General features: G+C 63.5%; 12 protein-coding genes and 1 tRNA gene. 8 read left to right on the top strand and 5 right to left on the bottom strand.

Annotated elements, in window-relative coordinates:
- Positions 1 to 120: 120 nt before the first annotated feature.
- Both L0U83_RS07300 and ompR read right to left on the bottom strand, forming a co-directional pair.
- Complete coding sequence (locus L0U83_RS07300) at positions 121 to 1470, bottom strand: ATP-binding protein (RefSeq protein ID WP_233881588.1); 1350 nt, start codon at positions 1468 to 1470, stop codon at positions 121 to 123.
- A 53-nt stretch (positions 1471 to 1523) separates the two neighbouring features.
- Positions 1524 to 2258, bottom strand: coding sequence for an osmolarity response regulator transcription factor OmpR (gene ompR, locus L0U83_RS07295; protein WP_027814652.1), 735 nt, complete (start codon positions 2256 to 2258; stop codon positions 1524 to 1526).
- A gap of 263 nt (positions 2259 to 2521) precedes the next feature.
- Here ompR and L0U83_RS07290 point away from each other — a divergent pair, with 263 nt between their 5' ends.
- The 3 genes from L0U83_RS07290 (at position 2522) to L0U83_RS07280 (ending at position 5880) form a co-directional block, all read left to right on the top strand.
- A complete protein-coding gene (locus tag L0U83_RS07290; RefSeq protein WP_373321017.1) occupies positions 2522 to 2824 on the top strand; it encodes a hypothetical protein in 303 nt (100 codons plus the stop codon).
- A gap of 243 nt (positions 2825 to 3067) precedes the next feature.
- Positions 3068 to 4576 carry a DUF1800 domain-containing protein gene (locus L0U83_RS07285; RefSeq protein WP_233881586.1) on the top strand — a complete coding sequence of 503 codons (1509 nt, stop codon included), beginning with the start codon at positions 3068 to 3070 and terminating at the stop codon, positions 4574 to 4576.
- Between the two features lie 68 nt (positions 4577 to 4644).
- Positions 4645 to 5880: a DUF1501 domain-containing protein gene (locus tag L0U83_RS07280; RefSeq protein ID WP_233881585.1), complete on the top strand. Its 1236-nt coding sequence runs from the start codon at positions 4645 to 4647 to the stop codon at positions 5878 to 5880.
- Between the two features lie 14 nt (positions 5881 to 5894).
- Here the strand turns inward: L0U83_RS07280 and L0U83_RS07275 are convergent, their stop codons facing one another.
- The gene (locus L0U83_RS07275) at positions 5895 to 6737 is read right to left on the bottom strand and encodes a squalene/phytoene synthase family protein (protein ID WP_233883772.1); all 843 of its coding nucleotides are present in this window, start codon (positions 6735 to 6737) and stop codon (positions 5895 to 5897) included.
- Positions 6738 to 7170: 433 nt separating this feature from the next.
- Here L0U83_RS07275 and L0U83_RS07270 point away from each other — a divergent pair.
- Positions 7171 to 7257 (top strand) — tRNA-Leu (locus tag L0U83_RS07270).
- Between the two features lie 143 nt (positions 7258 to 7400).
- On the opposite strand, the gene L0U83_RS07265 is transcribed toward L0U83_RS07270, so the two are convergent.
- Together L0U83_RS07265 and L0U83_RS07260 are read right to left on the bottom strand one after the other, a co-directional pair.
- The gene (locus L0U83_RS07265; protein WP_233881584.1) at positions 7401 to 7847 is read right to left on the bottom strand and encodes a MarR family winged helix-turn-helix transcriptional regulator; all 447 of its coding nucleotides are present in this window, start codon (positions 7845 to 7847) and stop codon (positions 7401 to 7403) included.
- 234 nt (positions 7848 to 8081) lie between these two features.
- Complete coding sequence (locus L0U83_RS07260; protein ID WP_233881583.1) at positions 8082 to 9239, bottom strand: glycerate kinase; 1158 nt, start codon at positions 9237 to 9239, stop codon at positions 8082 to 8084.
- A 417-nt stretch (positions 9240 to 9656) separates the two neighbouring features.
- Between L0U83_RS07260 and tig the strand changes: the two genes are divergently transcribed.
- The 4 genes from tig (at position 9657) to lon (ending at position 15953) form a co-directional block, all read left to right on the top strand.
- Positions 9657 to 11003 (top strand): trigger factor, encoded by a 1347-nt coding sequence (gene tig / locus L0U83_RS07255; RefSeq protein WP_233881582.1) that lies wholly within the window; start codon positions 9657 to 9659, stop codon positions 11001 to 11003.
- 160 nt (positions 11004 to 11163) lie between these two features.
- The gene (clpP, locus tag L0U83_RS07250) at positions 11164 to 11817 is read left to right on the top strand and encodes an ATP-dependent Clp endopeptidase proteolytic subunit ClpP (protein ID WP_028206978.1); all 654 of its coding nucleotides are present in this window, start codon (positions 11164 to 11166) and stop codon (positions 11815 to 11817) included.
- Between the two features lie 247 nt (positions 11818 to 12064).
- A complete protein-coding gene (gene clpX / locus L0U83_RS07245; protein WP_112176364.1) occupies positions 12065 to 13336 on the top strand; it encodes an ATP-dependent Clp protease ATP-binding subunit ClpX in 1272 nt (423 codons plus the stop codon).
- Between the two features lie 190 nt (positions 13337 to 13526).
- Positions 13527 to 15953, top strand: a complete 2427-nt coding sequence (gene lon, locus L0U83_RS07240) for an endopeptidase La (RefSeq protein ID WP_233881581.1) — start codon at positions 13527 to 13529, stop codon at positions 15951 to 15953.
- Positions 15954 to 16120: the final 167 nt, after the last annotated feature.

The raw sequence follows: 16120 nt of genomic DNA, 5'->3' as shown, positions 1-16120 counted from the left end.
ACGCCGCTAGCGCGAGAACGCAACGCGGCATGTCCATGAAAACGATTGTCGCAGGTGCGGGCGGCGCGTGGTGCGAGGGTGCGCCGCCGCCGGATTTCGGTCAAGCGAGGGGAGAGAGACTCATGCGCCCTTGGCGAGCGGGAACTCGATCGTCACTTCGAGGCCGGGGCCCGGCAGCCGGTTGCGCAGGCGCAGCGCGCCGCGATAGCGGCCCACGAGGCGCTGCACGATGGCCATGCCAAGGCCTGTGCCGTTCGCCTGCGTGCGCGCCGTGTCGACGCGGTAGAACGGCCGCGTGACGAGTGGGAGCTGATCCTCTGGAATGCCCGGGCCTTCGTCGACTACCGAGAGCTCGACGCGCGAGTGCGAGACGCGCGTTTCGAGCATGATGTGCGGAATGCCATCGGTTTCGCTCGCGCCGTATTTGCGTGCGTTTTCGATGAGATTGCCCACCACGCGGCGCATGTCGGTATCGTCGGCTTCGATCATGGCCGAAGGCGCGAGCCGCGTAATGAGGCGCACGCCGTCTTCGCTCGCCATACGCGCGGCCATCTCGCCGGCAATGACCGAGAGATCGACGCGCTCTGGCATGCGTTGGGTCGGGCGCGCGTAATCGAGGAAGCGGCCGATGATCATGTCCATCTGCTCGATGTCGTCGATCATCGCGTCCTTGGTCGCCTGATCGGACGGACTCATCTCCGTCTCGAGCCGCAGGCGCGCGAGCGGTGTGCGCAAATCGTGCGAGATGCCCGCGAGCATCAGTGCGCGGTCGGCCTCCAGCTGCTCGAGGTCGCGCACCATCTGGTTGAACGAGCGATTCGTTTCGGCGGCGACGCCCATGCCGCTCTCAGGCAAGGGCGCGGGAGGCTGCCCGGAGCCCAGCATACGCGCCGACATGGCCAGACGCGCGAATGGCCGGTTCACGAGGCTCGTGATGAAGGCCGCCCCGAAGAGCGATAGCGCGAGCGCGGAGACTCCCCATCCGACCCACTGCAGGCCCGTGACGTTGTCGAGCTGGTCGCGGTCGAGCGCGACCCAGTAATCGTCGTCGTCGATCTTGAAGCTGATCCACACGCCCGGAATGTCGTTCACGGACTGCGCGATGATCGTGTCGTCCCCAAGACGCCCGCGAATGTCATGCTCGATCAGACGATTGAGCGACTCGTCGGGCTGGAGCTTGTACTTGTCCGTGGTTTCGCGCGGGTACACACGCACGCCCTCGTTGCTCTCGAGATCCTGCAGCAGCGCGCGGCGCAGATCGGGATCGGAGTAGAGGAGCGCCGTGCGCGTGAGCTTCACGATCGCGACGAGCTGGAGCGCCACGCGCTGGGCGCGCGGCTCCCGCTCGATCACGCGAAAGCTCTGGAACCACGCGGCGAGACTCACAGCGATGAGAAGGGCGATCAGCAGGAAGGTGCGCCAGAACAGATCGCCGAACGCGAGCGTGAGCAAACGCCGGTCAATCCGCATGGACCCTTCCCGTTTCAACAGAGGCAGTGCAGACAACGAGACACCATCCAGGATCAAGCGGCGCCGTCGGGAATGAACACGTAGCCGAGGCCCCAAACGGTTTGAATGAAACGCGGGCTGCCCGGATCGGGTTCGATGAGCTTGCGCAGGCGCGAGATCTGTACGTCGAGGCTACGGTCGAACACTTCGTATTCACGGCCGCGCGCAAGCTCCATGAGCTTTTCACGCGAGAGCGGCTGGCGTGGATGACGCGCGAACACCTTGAGCACCGAGAATTCGCCCGTGGTGAGCGGAATTTCCTGACCAGCCTTGGTGAGCGTACGCGTGGCGAGATTCAACGCGAATTCGCCGAACTCGAACACCTCGGTGGTTTCCGAGGGGGCGCCCGGCAGTTCGGACGGCGCCTGGCGGCGCAGCACCGCGTGAATGCGTGCGACGAGTTCGCGCGGGTTAAAGGGCTTGGGCAGATAGTCGTCGGCGCCCATTTCGAGGCCGACGATGCGATCCACATCCTCGCCCTTGGCGGTGAGCATGATGATGGGCGTGCGGTCGTTGCTGCCGCGCAGACGGCGGCAGATCGACAGGCCATCCTCGCCCGGCAGCATGAGGTCGAGCACCAGCAGGTCGAAGCGCTCGCGCACCCATAGCTTGTTCATGGCGGGCGCGTTTTCGGCCACGTAGACGTTGAAGCCCTGCTCGCCGAGGTAGCGGCGCAGCAGGTCACGAAGTCGGGGATCGTCGTCGACAACGAGAATTTTGGACGGGTTTTTGGTTTCCATGCCTGGCATCTTAGCGCGATTGGATACTGATGCGAGTTTGCACCAATTATCAGGTTACAGTCAGTTACAAAATTTACCCGTGCTGTGGCACGACGGCAAGCACTGACAGATAGACTTCTTTACGTAAAGCGGCTGTTCGGTAGATACTTCATTCGACTTTAAAATTCATGCCCGCGCCGAGCCGGGTTCGCACATGTATTCGAGGTAGCCGTTTGCCGCGTCAAGAAGGGAAAAAAACGATGGGAGGGGTCAGGCCGACAATGCGCCACACCATGCTTGCACTGGCGCTTGCCGGTGGCGTGGCGGCTGCACTGGAGTCGGTGCCGGCCCGGGCCCAGCCCTCCGCAGACCGCTACGACAACTCGCAGTCCTCCGCTCGCTTTTCGGGCGGCAAACAGTCCATGCGGCGCGTGCGCAGCGATCCCATTCCGCGACCTGCATCTGACATCAACCCGCGTGCCGCCGTTCCCCCCGATCTCGACCAGCGTCGCCGCGATGGCCATATGACGCCCGAAGAGCGGCGCCTCTTGCGTCAGCATATCGAAGACGCCGTGCGCGAACTGTACAAGCGCTGATACCATTCGGCGCGCGTCAATGCCGCTGCGCTGCGATGACGTTTACACAATATTCTTTTCGCTCCGCGTTCGCGCCTTTCTCGCGCCTTTCACGATTTTATTGGCATGCAATCGTGCATTCGTGCCGCGCAAACGCGCTGAAAAATACCGTAGCAATTGCGTCGTCAACATCCGTTTCGCCGCAGCCGTTAAGCCGGTACATTCATTGACTGCGCCGGCGGTTTCGTCGAGCGCCCATCCATCATGAGCGACTCCAGACGGTCGAGGCCAAACGAGCAGTCCGCAGCGGACGCATCGGCGCCCGACAGCGGCGCGAACGCGCTGCTCGACGTCGACGACGCCCGCCATCTTCTCGTGCGCACAGGCTTCGCGCCGCGCGAGAGCGAAGTCTCGCCTTACGTGGGACTCACGCGCGAGCAGGCCGTCGCGCGGCTCGTCGCCAGCGCGCGCAGCGAGGCGCTCACGCCGCTGCCCGCATGGACTGCCGAAGTGCCGCCGAGCCGTGCACAGCGCAGCGCGTGGACCCCCGAAGAACGCCAGGAGGCGCAGCGCCAGCGCGGTGCACGCTACGACGAATTGCGCGCGTGGTGGCTGCGCGAGATGCTCGTCACGCCTTCGCCGCTGACCGAGCGCATGACGCTCTTCTGGCACAACCACTTCACCTCGGGGCAAGACAAAGTTGGCGAACCGCAGTTGATGGCCGCGCAAAACGCACTCTTGCGGCGCGACGCGCTGGGGAGTTTCGCGAGCATGCTGCACGCCGTCGCGAAGGACCCCGCGATGCTGCTCTACCTCGATGGCGCGAGCAATCGCAAGGGCAGGCCCAACGAGAACTTCGCTCGCGAAGTGATGGAGCTGTTCACGCTGGGCGAAGGCCAGTATTCGCAGCGCGACGTTGCCGAATCGGCGCGCGCCTATACGGGTTGGAGTCTCGATCCCGATACCCAGGCGTTCGTCTGGCGCGCCGACTTGCACGACGGTGGTGAGAAGACCGTGCTCGGACGCAGCGGTGCGTTCGACGGCGATCAGGTGCTCGACATCCTGCTCGAGCAGCCGCAAACTTCCCGATATGTGTCGGGCAAGCTGTGGCGCGAGTTCATCTGCACAACGCCCGATGAGGCGCAGCTCGCAAGCGTCGCCGATCGTTTTCGGGAAAGTGGTTATGAGCTAGGCGCTGCGCTTCGCGCGCTACTCGTGACCCCTGCATTCTGGGATGAGCGCAACCGTGGCGTGCTTGTGAGTTCACCGGTGGAATTCATCGTCGGCACGATGCGGCGCTTCGACGTGGCGTATGGCGACACGTTGCCATTTGCGCGCCGCTCGGCCGCGCTGGGCGAGAATCTGTTTTACCCGCCGAACGTGAAGGGCTGGCCCGGCGGGACGTCGTGGATCAACAGCTCGACACTGCTCGCACGCAAGCAGTTCGTCGAGCAGCTGTTTCGTGCGACGGAAGCAGGGCGGCCGCATGCTTCGGCCGCGCCGGCGAAGGTCGCGGCAAGCATGCCGCAAAGCATGCAAAACACGGCGGGCCCGATGCGCCGCGATGCGTTGCAAGGCGGTATGCGCTTCGATCTGGATGGCTGGCTCTCGCGCTATGGTCTCACTGCCGATGCCAAGCCCGGCCTTTCAGCGCAGTTGCAAATGCAGCACGCGGTCCTGCCGCTCACGCCCGTCGATGCGATTGCGGTTGGCAGCAGTGCGGGTTCGTATCTCCAGGCACTGCTGATGGATCCGGTTTATCAGTTGAAGTGAAGCATGGATATGACTGGCCGAATCCCTGGCGGCAATGTGCGCCGCCGCACTGACAAGCGAGGCAAGCCATGAAGCGACGCGACTTTCTTGCAGCCGGTGCGACCGCAGCCGCCGCGATGGCGGGTTCTGCGCTATGGCTACCCGGCGCGGCGCTCGCCCAAGGCACGGCGCCAGAGCACCCGGGCCTTGCTATGGGCTACGAGAACCTGCTGATTCTAGTCGAGCTCAAGGGCGGCAACGACGGCCTCAACACCGTCGTGCCTTTTGCCGATCCGCTCTATTACAGCTACCGGCAAACCATCGGCGTGCCGCGCGCGCAGGCGATACAACTGGACGAGCGCACAGCGCTGCATCCGGCGCTCGCGCCGCTCATGCCGATGTGGCGCGCGCACGAGCTCGCGATCGTGCAGGGCGTGAGCTACGCGCAGCCGAACCTTTCGCACTTTCGTTCGATCGAGATCTGGGACACGGCTTCGCGCTCCAATGAATATCTACGCGAAGGCTGGCTTACGCGCGCGTTCGCACGCGAGCCGGTGCCGTCTGGATTCGCCGCCGACGCGCTCGTGCTCGGCAGCGCCGAGATGGGGCCGCTCTCGAACGGCGCGCGCGCCATCGCGCTCGTGAATCCGGCGCAGTTCGCGCGCGCTTCGCGCCTCGTCACGCCGGTCTCGCTCAAGGAACGCAACCCTGCTCTGGCGCATATCCTCGATGTCGAGAACGACATCGTGCATGCTGCCGATGCCTTGCGGCCGCGCCCGGGCAATTACGCACTGAAGACTGCATTTCCGTCAGGCGCATTCGGTGCCTCGATCAAGACGGCCATGCAGGCGCTCGCATCGAGCGACACCCCGCAAGGCGCGCCGGTGGCGGGGCGCGGCGTCGCGGTGATTCGTCTGACGCTGAACGGTTTCGACACGCACCAGAACCAGCCGCAGCGTCACGCCGACTTGCTGCGTCAGTTCGCCTCGGGCATGGCGGCGATGCGCTCGGCGCTCGTGGAACTCGGCCGTTGGGATCGCACGTTGATCGTGACCTATGCGGAATTCGGTCGGCGCGTGCGCGAGAACCAAAGTCGCGGCACCGATCACGGTACGGCTTCGGCGCACTTCGTCGCGGGCGGCCGGGTGGCGGGCGGGCTCTACGGGCAGGCGCCGCAATTCACGCGGCTCGACGGCAACGGCAATCTGCCGGTGGGCGTCGACTTCAGGCAGATCTATGCGACCGTGCTAGGGCCCTGGTGGGGGCTCGACGCGCAGACCGTGCTCCAGCAACGCTTCGATCCGCTGCCGTTGCTGCGCGCGTAGAGCGGGCGCGAGCTTCAGCTACGCCGCGCCGCGCGCCAGGCGATCCACAGCTTGCGCACTGGCGTGAGCACGATCTGCTGATGCAGCACCTGGTAGCCTTCGCGCTCGACTTCGTCGAGCAGCGCGAGTTCGAGCGCCGCGAGCGCGCGCAAGGTGCGCTGGTCGCGCCGCGTCGAGGCGGGAATCGCGTCGAGCGCGGCGTGTACCGCTTCTCGTGCACGGGAAGTCTGGAACTGCATGAGCTCCGTGAACTCCGCACTGTAGCGCCGGTTGATGAGATCGGCCGCGGTGACGTTGTAGCGCTGCAATTCGTCGATGGGCACATAGATGCGGCCATGGCGCGCGTCGTTGCCGATTTCCGGCACGAACTGAGCGAGCATGAGTGCGTTGCCAAGCGGCGCAGCCCAGCGCACGGCATCCTGGCGGTCCTCTTCAGTGCGCGCACTGAGTTGCGCCACGAGCGAGGCGAACGTGCCGCCCACGCCCTCCATATAGCGGCGCAGATTCGGCAGATCGAGGTAGCGCGCCTGCTCGAAATCCATCTCGAAGCCAGCGAGCAGCGTCTGCAAGCCAGGATAGACGGCTTTCGCATCGTCGAGGTGCTCGGCGAGCGCCTGCGTGACCGGATGCGCGGGATTGCCCGCGGCGAGCGCGGCTAGTTCCTTTTGCCACCAGGCGAGCTTCGTGCGGCCGACGGTAGGATCGCTCGTTTCTTTCGCGGTTTCCTCGAGCTCGCGGCGCAGCGCGAAGAGCGCGGTCAAGAGCGGTTGACGCGCGGCGCGGGCCTGACGCAGCGCATAGTAAGTGCTCGAACCAGGGGGAGCCGCCTTTTGCAGGCAGTAGTCGTCGAAGTTCACGGCGTTCGGAGGTGTGGTGCGAAGCGGCTCGCGCGGCGGCCAGAGCGCGGCGCGACGGTTGAGCCGCGATTCTAGCATCGGCGCGGCTTGCGACCGGCCCGGCGGGGCTGGCCGGCGCGCTGGACGATGCGCTGCCATGCCCTGCCGCGCACTGTTTTCAGGATGCAGACAAGCGTCGGGCAATCGGTTAGAATCTCGCGCTTGCGCTTTCTGACGCTTAACCAAAGGCGCGCCGCCGGCACATAATGAAGCATCGCCGCCCGTGGGGCGTAGTCAGAAAGCAGTCTGGATTTCGGGCGAGGTGGGCAACACCGCCCGGCGTCTCACGAGGACTCGATCAGTCGGCATGTCGCACAGGGTTGTATCGCACGCGTCTTTTTGTAGTGATGCGCAGCGGTCCTGCCGGGCGCAAGAAGAGAAGCGCAAAGAATTCGCGTGAGTGGCGAAATTGGTAGACGCACCAGGTTTAGGTCCTGACGCCCGCAAGGGTGTGCCGGTTCGAGTCCGGCCTCACGCACCAAAGTAAAAAGGCCATGTACCGTCAGGTACATGGCCTTTTTGTTTGTGCGGCGCTCGCGCAGGGCAAGTGCGATGGCGGCCTCGACGTTGCCCGATCCTGGTCGCCATCTGTTTAGCTTATTGCCTCTGCTCGCGCGTACTGCCCTACAGTTCAGTCTGCATGGCTACGATCACCTTGTCGAGCGCGCGCGCGAGTGCGTCGCGCTCCTTGTCGTCGAGACTCGCGAAGAGGTCGACATTCCACTTGCGCGCAATGGGCATGACCTTGCGATACAGCGCGCGTCCATCGGTTGTGAGCGAAACGAGCACGAGGCGTCCGTCTTCCTCGCTCGTGTCGCGCTGCATGAGGCCGCGGCGCATCAGCGCCTCGGCTGCACGGCTTGCCTGGCTCTTGTCGAGATTCGCGTGACGCGCAAGCTCCATCACGGAAAACGGGCCGAACGCCCCCACAGCTGCAATGAGCCGAGCCTCCGGAAGTGTGATGCCGAGCTTCGCCTGGTAGCGTTCGCTGGCGCCCCGTTCGGAGAGTTTGTTCAGGACATGCAGCCGATAGGTGAGGAATTGTTCGAGTCCGGCTTTGCTTGCCTTCATGGGAGTCCTGGTCTGGTCGCTTGGGAAGGGCGCGAAACATGTCGCGATTCCATGATTGTTGCCCCAACTTGCGCGCGGGTCAACGCATCCGAACCCTTGTGCTGTGCGTCCGGTGCGGTGCACGAATCTATTAATCGCTTACTGCGGAATGCGTGACGCGCGTATGCAACAAATCGGACTACGAATCCCGGGTTCCAGTGACCAGGCCGGGGCCATGCGCCCCGGCGAATCTGCCTAGTTGGATGTACGCGCAGCGTATTTGAGGCGGGCGAGTTGCTCCGCTTCGTTGGCAAGCAGTCGCGCGGCGTCGCGAATCGCGGTTTCGAGCGTGATGGGGCCCGGCGCAGGCGAGAAGCAGCCGCTGAAATGCTCCGCGAGGCGCGGCAGGGCGGCTGCGTCGACGGCGCCCGAGAGCAGAGTGGCGGGCACGCCCACGGCCGCGGCATGGCGGCAGGCGATGAACGGCGCCTTGCCGTGCAGCGTCTGCACGTCCGAGCGGCCCTCGCCGGTGATGAGCCAGTCGGCGCGATCGAGCGCTTCGTCCAGACCGATGGTGCGCGCAACGACTTCGGCGCCGGGCTCGAAGCTCGCGCCGAGCGTGCGTAGCGCGAAACCCAGGCCGCCGGCCGCGCCGGAGCCGGCTTCGTCGCGCACGCGGCGACCCAGCGCCGCTTCGAGCAGATCGGCGAAATGGCCGAGTGCCGCGTCGATCGGCGCGACCTGTTCGGGCGTCACGCCTTTTTGCGGGCCGAACACGGCAGTGGCGCCGTGTTCGCCGGTGAGCGGATTGTCCACGTCCGACATGCCGACGAACGACGCTTCGCTAAGTCGCGCGTCAAGCCCGGAAACGTCCACGCGCGCCACTTGCGCGAGCGCTTGCGGCGTGGGCTGGAGGGGCTTGCCGGCGGCGTCGAAGAGTTGCAGGCCGAGGCCCGCGAGCAAGCCTGCGCCGGCGTCGTTGGTGCTGCTGCCGCCGAGCGCCACGTAAAAGCGCCGCACGCCTTCGTCGAGCAGCGCGCGGATTGCTTCGCCCATGCCGCGCGTGCTGCGCGCGTCCACCGGCACGCCCATGCCCACCGGATCCGTGATGCCGACGATCTCGGCGGTTTCGACGATCGCGCTGCCGTCGCTCAGCAAGCCGACCGCCGCATCGCGCTTCGGGCCCGCTGCGCCTTCCACGTTGAGTACGCGGCGTTCGCCGCCCATCGACAGCATCGCGTCGAGCGTGCCTTCGCCTCCGTCGGCCATGGGCCGGATGCGGATGTCGGCGTCGGAGCGCACGCGGCGGATGCCCTCGGCGATCGCGGCGGCGACCCCATCCGCGCTGAGCGAGCCTTTGAAAGAGTCAGGAGCAATGACGATAACGGGAGCGTCAGGCGACGAATTCGGCATGGTGTCTCTGCTGGAAGAATTGTGTTGGGAGCGGCTGCGGCCGGCGGGGCGTCCGGCGCGAGCGTAAGCTTAACAGCCTCGCCGTGTGCGCTGGATAACGGCGTTGCGATAGCGCGCATCGGAGCGCATTTCAGGCAAATTGCGGCTCAAAAGCAGGCCGAATGTGGGTCAAAAACAGGCTCATAACACGCCCAAACGGCAATTCCGCTGGCGCCGGGAAATAGTTTGCTAAAATACTTGGCTCTTTTGACGGAACCGCACCGCAAGCCGCCCGTTTCGGCGCTGTTGAGCGGCGCGTGAGGCGCCTGCGTTCAGCTCCAAAGCGGGTTGCTGGACCCTAGGGGACACCAGCGGACCGCGGCACGCAAAGACCACAGATTACTGATTCGCTCGAACAATTTTAGGACGATTGAAGCCATGGCTAACGTTGTTGAAAACCTCGGCAAGCTCGAACGCCGCGTGACGATTTCCCTGCCGAAGGATGCCGTGCAGAAAGAAATCGATTCGCGCATCCGTAAACTCGCAAAGAACGTGCGCATGCCGGGTTTCCGCCCGGGCAAGGTGCCGCTCAAGATGGTCACGCAGCAGTATTCGGGCCAGGTCGAAGCCGAAGTCCTGAGCGACAAGGTCGGCAAGGAATTCTTCGACATCAGCCGCGCCGAGAACCTGCGCGTCGCCGGCCAGCCGAGCTTCGCTCCGAAGTCGGAAGCCGCCGAAGGCGACTACGCGTTCGACGCGACCTTCGAGGTCTATCCGGAAGTGAAGCTCGGCGACGTCGCAACGGCCGAAATCGAGCGCACGACCACGACCATCACTGAAGCCGAAATCGACCGCACGCTCGACATCCTGCGCAAGCAGCGCGTGCACTTCCACGCTCGCGGCGAAGCGGGCGAGCACGGTGACGGCGGCGCCGACACCGCAGCGAAGGAAGGCGACCGCGTGACGGTCGACTTCGTCGGCAAGATCGACGACGTCGCGTTCCAGGGCGGCACCGCTGAAGGCTTCGCATTCGTGCTCGGCGAAGGCCGCATGCTGCCGGAATTCGAAAAGGCGGCGATCGGCCTGAAGAAGGGCGAGTCGCGCGAATTCGACCTCGCGTTCCCCGAGGACTATCACGGCAAGGACGTCGCCGGCAAGACGGCGAAGTTCACGATCACGATGCAGCAGATCGAGTGGCCGCACCTGCCGGAAATCGACGCTGAATTCGCCAAGTCGCTCGGCATCGCCGACGGCGACCTCGTGAAGATGCGCGCTGAAATCAAGGACAACCTCGAGCGCGAGGCAAAGCGCCGCACGCAGTCCATCGTCAAGAACCAGGTAATGGACGCGCTCCTGAAGATCGCTGAACTCGACGTGCCGAACGCACTCGTCGAGCAGGATCAGGAACGCCTCGTCGAAATGGCGCGCGCCGACCTCACGCAGCGTGGCGTGCCCAATGCCAAGGACGCTCCGATCCCGGCCGAAATGTTCAAGGAACAAGCCGAGCGCCGCGTGAAGCTCGGTCTCGTGCTCGCCGAACTCGTGAAGGCCAACAGCCTCGAGGCGAAGCCGGAGCAAATCCGTGCTGAAGTCGACGAATTCGCGAAAAGCTATGAGGACCCGAAGGAGGTCGTGCGCTGGTATTATTCCAACCAGCAACGTCTGGCCGAAATGGAAGCCTACGTCGTCGAATCGAACGTCGTGGACTTCGTGCTCGGCAAGGCCAAGGTGACGGACAAGCAAGTTAGCTTCGAAGAACTGGCAAGCGCGACGGCGCAGGCTTAAATCTGCCCGCTACGGCGTGCCGGCTGTCGGAGCGACCGACGGCTAGCACGCCGTTTTTGTATCCGCAGGTTTTAGCCATGCTGACCGTGTGGTTGATTTAACCGGGGTCCGTCGCCATACGGGTATATCAGAAGAACTTTTCCAGACAAGGATGCACCGCATGACCATTCGCGCTCAATCGCTGGATACGTTGACCTCCCACTCGTCGCGGGACTTCGACCCGCAGGCGCTCGGCCTCGTGCCGATCGTCGTCGAGACGAGCGGTCGCGGCGAACGTTCCTACGACATCTACTCGCGCCTGCTCAAGGAGCGCGTGGTGTTTCTGGTCGGCGAAGTGAACGACCAGACGGCGAACCTCGTGGTCGCCCAACTGTTGTTCCTCGAAAGCGAAAACCCGGACAAGGACATCAGCCTGTACATCAACAGCCCGGGCGGCTCGGTGTCGGCCGGCATGGCGATTTACGACACGATGCAGTTCATCAAGCCGGACGTTTCGACCCTTTGCATGGGCCTCGCGGCCAGCATGGGCGCGTTCCTGCTGGCGTCGGGCGCCAAGGGCAAGCGTTTCGCGCTGCCGAATTCGCGCGTGATGATTCACCAGCCGCTCGGCGGCGCGCGCGGCCAGGCTTCGGACATCGAAATCCAGGCTCGCGAAATCCTGTACCTGAAGGAGCGCCTGAACCAGTTGCTCGCGCACCATACGGGTCAGCCGGTCGAGCGCATTGCGCGCGACACGGATCGCGACAATTTCATGTCGGGTGACGACGCACAGGCATACGGTCTCGTCGACCAGGTTCTGCACAAGCGTCCTTAAGCTGCGCGAGCGGTTTTGCGCGTCCGACCCTGTGAAGGGCGGCGCGCAAGCGAAGTGCTGAAGGAACAGCTCGGCCCCCGTACAAAAGGGGATAGCCGACGCCGCGCAGACCTTGTGAAATAATCGGCAAACGCGCTTCGCGGCCTGCGGCCCCCAACGCCGTCACAGCAAGCGGTTCACGCACCCTCCGGCCTCGCCGGGGGAAACGGCGTATCATGTAACAGAGTGTCCGGAGGCTCATTTATCCATGGCGGACAAGAAAGGTTCTAACAGCGAGAAGCTGTTGTATTGCTCGTTTTGCGGCAAGAGCCAGCATGAGGTGAAAAAGCTCATTGCTGGTCCGTCGGTCTTCATCTGCGATGAATGCATCGACCTGTGCAACGAGATCATTCGCGACGAAGCCGCCGGTGCGGGCGTCGACGCGGCGCTGTCGCGCTCGGACCTGCCGAGCCCGCAGGAGATCCGCGACATCCTCGACCAGTACGTGATCGGGCAGGAGCGCGCGAAGAAGATCCTCGCAGTGGCGGTGTACAACCACTACAAGCGTCTGAAGCACCTCGACAAGAAGGATGACGTCGAACTCTCCAAGAGCAACATCCTGCTGATCGGGCCCACGGGTTCGGGCAAGACGCTGCTCGCGCAGACCCTCGCGCGCCTTCTGAACGTGCCGTTCGTGATCGCCGACGCCACCACGTTGACCGAAGCCGGATACGTGGGCGAAGACGTCGAGAACATCATTCAGAAGCTGCTGCAGAACTGCAATTACGAGGTCGACAAGGCCCAGCGCGGCATCGTCTATATTGACGAAATCGACAAGATCAGCCGCAAGTCGGACAACCCGTCGATCACGCGCGACGTGTCGGGCGAGGGCGTGCAGCAGGCGCTGCTCAAGCTCGTCGAGGGCACGATGGCTTCGGTGCCGCCGCAGGGCGGCCGCAAGCATCCGAACCAGGATTTCATCCAGGTCGACACGACCAATATCCTGTTCATTTGCGGCGGCGCGTTCGACGGTCTGGAAAAGGTCATCACCGACCGTACGGAAAAGACCGGCATTGGTTTCGGCGCGAGCGTGAAGAGCAAGCAGGAGCGCGACACCGGCGAAGTGCTGCGCGAAACGGAACCGGAAGACCTGATCAAGTTCGGTCTGATTCCCGAACTGATCGGCCGTCTGCCCGTGGTCGCCACGCTCGGCAAGCTCGACGAAGCCGCGCTCATGAAGATTCTGGTCGAGCCGAAGAATGCGCTCGTCAAGCAGTATCACAAGCTCTTCAACATGGAGCGCGTGGAGCTGGAAATTCGTCCGGCCGCGCTGCAGGCCGTCGCCCGCAAGGCGATTCGCCGCAAGACGGGGGCCCGTGGCCTGCGCTCGATCCTGGAACAGGCATTGCTCGACGTGATGTACGAACTGCCGACCATGAAGGGCGTGAGCAAGGTCATCATCGATGACAACGTGATCGACGGCGATGGCAAACCGCTGCTGATCTACGAAGACGCGCCGAAGGTTGCAGGGTCGAACTGATGGTGGTGATCGGCTAAAGAGTTCCGGAAAAAGGCCGTTCATACAATGGGATGAACGGCTTTTTCGTTTATCTTGTGGTCGATGGCGCACTATTTTGGAGTCACTGAACTTTTCCCACACGCGCGAGGCTTGCAATCGGTATCTCAGGCCTCAATTACCGAACAATTGATTCCACTCATGGGGAAATGAAATGTCAGGAACCCAACTCCTCCCGCCGGAACGCACCACGCTCCCGCTGCTGCCGCTGCGAGACGTCGTAGTCTTCCCGCATATGGTGATTCCCCTTTTCGTGGGCCGACCGAAATCGATCAAGGCCCTCGAAGCGGCTATGGAAGGCGGCAAGCACATCATGCTCGTCGCCCAGAAAACCGCCGCGAAGGACGAGCCGACCGAAAAAGACATGTATGAAGTAGGGTGTGTCGCCAACATCCTGCAAATGCTCAAGCTGCCCGACGGCACCGTGAAGGTGCTCGTGGAAGGCCTGCAGCGCGCGAAGACGCTTTCCATCGAAGAGCAGGAAACGCAGTTCTCGTGCGAAGTGATGCCGCTCGAGCCGGACCACGCCGACAGCGCCGAAACCGAAGCGCTGCGCCGCGCGATCGTCTCGCAGTTCGACCAGTACGTGAAGCTCAACAAGAAGATCCCGCCGGAGATCCTGACCTCGCTGTCGGGCATCGACGAGGCCGGTCGTCTTGCTGACACCATCGCCGCGCATCTGCCGCTCAAGCTCGACCAGAAGCAGCACATCCTCGAGATGTTCCCGGTCGTGGAGCGTCTGGAGCATCTGCTCGCGCAACTCGAAGCCGAAATCGACATTCTTCAGGTCGAAAAGCGCATCCGTGGCCGCGTCAAGCGCCAGATGGAAAAGAGCCAGCGCGAGTACTACCTGAACGAACAGGTCAAGGCGATCCAGAAGGAACTGGGCGAAGGCGAAGAGGGTGCGGATCTCGAAGAACTCGAGAAGCGCATCACCGCCGCGCGCATGCCGAAGGAAGCCAAGAAGAAGGCTGACGCCGAGCTCAAGAAGCTCAAGCTGATGTCGCCGATGTCCGCGGAAGCGACCGTCGTGCGCAACTACATCGACACGCTGATCGGCTTGCCGTGGCGCAAGAAGAGCAAGGTCAACAACGACCTCTCGAACGCCGAAGCCGTGCTCGACGAAGACCACTTCGGTCTCGAGAAAGTGAAGGAACGCATTCTCGAGTATCTCGCGGTCCAACAGCGCGTGGACAAGGTCAAGGCTCCGATTCTCTGCCTCGTCGGCCCTCCGGGCGTCGGCAAGACCTCGCTCGGCCAGTCGATTGCGCGCGCAACGAATCGCAAGTTCGTGCGCATGGCGCTGGGTGGCGTGCGTGACGAAGCCGAAATCCGCGGCCACCGTCGTACATACATCGGCTCGATGCCGGGCAAGATCCTGCAGAGCCTGACCAAGGTCGGCGTGCGCAATCCGCTCTTCCTGCTCGACGAAGTCGACAAGATGGGTATGGATTTCCGCGGCGATCCGTCGTCGGCGCTGCTCGAAGTGCTCGATCCGGAACAGAACCACACGTTCGCCGACCACTACATCGAAGTCGATTTCGATCTCTCCGATGTGATGTTCGTCGCCACGTCGAACTCGCTGAACATCCCGCCGCCGTTGCTCGACCGGATGGAAGTGATCCGTCTGTCGGGTTACACGGAAGACGAAAAGGTCAGCATCGCCCAGCGTTATCTCCTGCCCAAGCAGAAGAAGAACAATGGGCTGAAGCCTGGCGAGATCGAAGTGACCGAAGGCGCGATCCGCGACATCATTCGCTACTACACGCGTGAAGCGGGCGTGCGTTCGCTCGAGCGCGAAGTGTCGAAGATCTGCCGCAAGGTCGTGAAGATGCTGCTGCTGAAGAAGGCCGACAAGGCCGTCACCGTGGACAGCGCCAACCTCGACACCTTCCTCGGCGTGCGCAAGTACGACTTCGGTCTGGCTGCGAAGGAAAACCAGATCGGCCAGGTCACGGGTCTCGCATGGACGGAAGTCGGCGGCGATCTGCTGACGATCGAAGCGGCGGTCATGCCCGGCAAGGGCAACGTGATCCGCACGGGTTCGCTCGGCGACGTCATGAAGGAATCGGTCGAAGCGGCGCGCTCGGTGGTGCGTTCGCGTTCGCGTCGCCTTGGCATCAAGGACGAGGCGTTCGAGAAGCAGGACATCCACATTCACGTGCCGGAAGGCGCGACGCCGAAGGACGGTCCGTCTGCAGGCGGTGCGATGACGACTGCGCTGGTGTCCGTGCTCACGGGCATTCCGGTGCGCGCCGATGTCGCGATGACGGGCGAGATCACGCTGCGCGGCGAAGTGCTGCCGATCGGCGGGCTGAAGGAGAAGCTGCTCGCGGCGCATCGCGGCGGCATCAAGCTCGTGCTGATTCCGGAGGAGAACGTCAAGGATCTCACCGAGATTCCGGACAACGTGAAGAACTCGATCGAGATCGTGCCGGTCCGCTGGATCGACAAGGTGCTCGAACTCGCGCTCGAACGTGTGCCGCAGCCGCTGCCGGAAGAAGAAGCGAAGGCCGAGGACGCCAAGGCGCCCGTGGCCGAATCGAAGGATGCGGGCGCAACGGAAGTCGTCAAGCACTAAGGCTTCATGCAGCGCTCCGGCGCTGCGCATAACACCCCCAAAAAGCCCGCGGCATGGTCCGCGGGCTTTTTTATGCGCGTCACAGTCCTTGACGTTGTGATGACAACGAGCGGTCTTTTCTGCGATTTCCCAATTGTTCGAATAATCCCTCGAATATTCCCTCGAAT

Source organism: Paraburkholderia flagellata, assembly GCF_021390645.1.
Classification (GTDB): domain Bacteria; phylum Pseudomonadota; class Gammaproteobacteria; order Burkholderiales; family Burkholderiaceae; genus Paraburkholderia; species Paraburkholderia flagellata.
Note: the sequence above shows the minus strand (reverse complement) of the source record. Positions and strands in the feature narration are given on the sequence as shown.

What these genes read in the sequence shown, in the direction of transcription:
- L0U83_RS07300 (WP_233881588.1), bottom strand. Translation starts at nt 1,470, where the DNA reads ATGCGGATTGACCGGCGTTTGCTCACGCTCGCGTTCGGCGATCTGTTC.
- ompR (WP_027814652.1), bottom strand. Translation starts at nt 2,258, where the DNA reads ATGCCAGGCATGGAAACCAAAAACCCGTCCAAAATTCTCGTTGTCGAC.
- L0U83_RS07290 (WP_373321017.1), top strand. Translation starts at nt 2,522, where the DNA reads ATGCTTGCACTGGCGCTTGCCGGTGGCGTGGCGGCTGCACTGGAGTCG.
- L0U83_RS07285 (WP_233881586.1), top strand. Translation starts at nt 3,068, where the DNA reads ATGAGCGACTCCAGACGGTCGAGGCCAAACGAGCAGTCCGCAGCGGAC.
- L0U83_RS07280 (WP_233881585.1), top strand. Translation starts at nt 4,645, where the DNA reads ATGAAGCGACGCGACTTTCTTGCAGCCGGTGCGACCGCAGCCGCCGCG.
- L0U83_RS07265 (WP_233881584.1), bottom strand. Translation starts at nt 7,847, where the DNA reads ATGAAGGCAAGCAAAGCCGGACTCGAACAATTCCTCACCTATCGGCTG.
- L0U83_RS07260 (WP_233881583.1), bottom strand. Translation starts at nt 9,239, where the DNA reads ATGCCGAATTCGTCGCCTGACGCTCCCGTTATCGTCATTGCTCCTGAC.
- tig (WP_233881582.1), top strand. Translation starts at nt 9,657, where the DNA reads ATGGCTAACGTTGTTGAAAACCTCGGCAAGCTCGAACGCCGCGTGACG.
- clpP (WP_028206978.1), top strand. Translation starts at nt 11,164, where the DNA reads ATGACCATTCGCGCTCAATCGCTGGATACGTTGACCTCCCACTCGTCG.
- clpX (WP_112176364.1), top strand. Translation starts at nt 12,065, where the DNA reads ATGGCGGACAAGAAAGGTTCTAACAGCGAGAAGCTGTTGTATTGCTCG.
- lon (WP_233881581.1), top strand. Translation starts at nt 13,527, where the DNA reads ATGTCAGGAACCCAACTCCTCCCGCCGGAACGCACCACGCTCCCGCTG.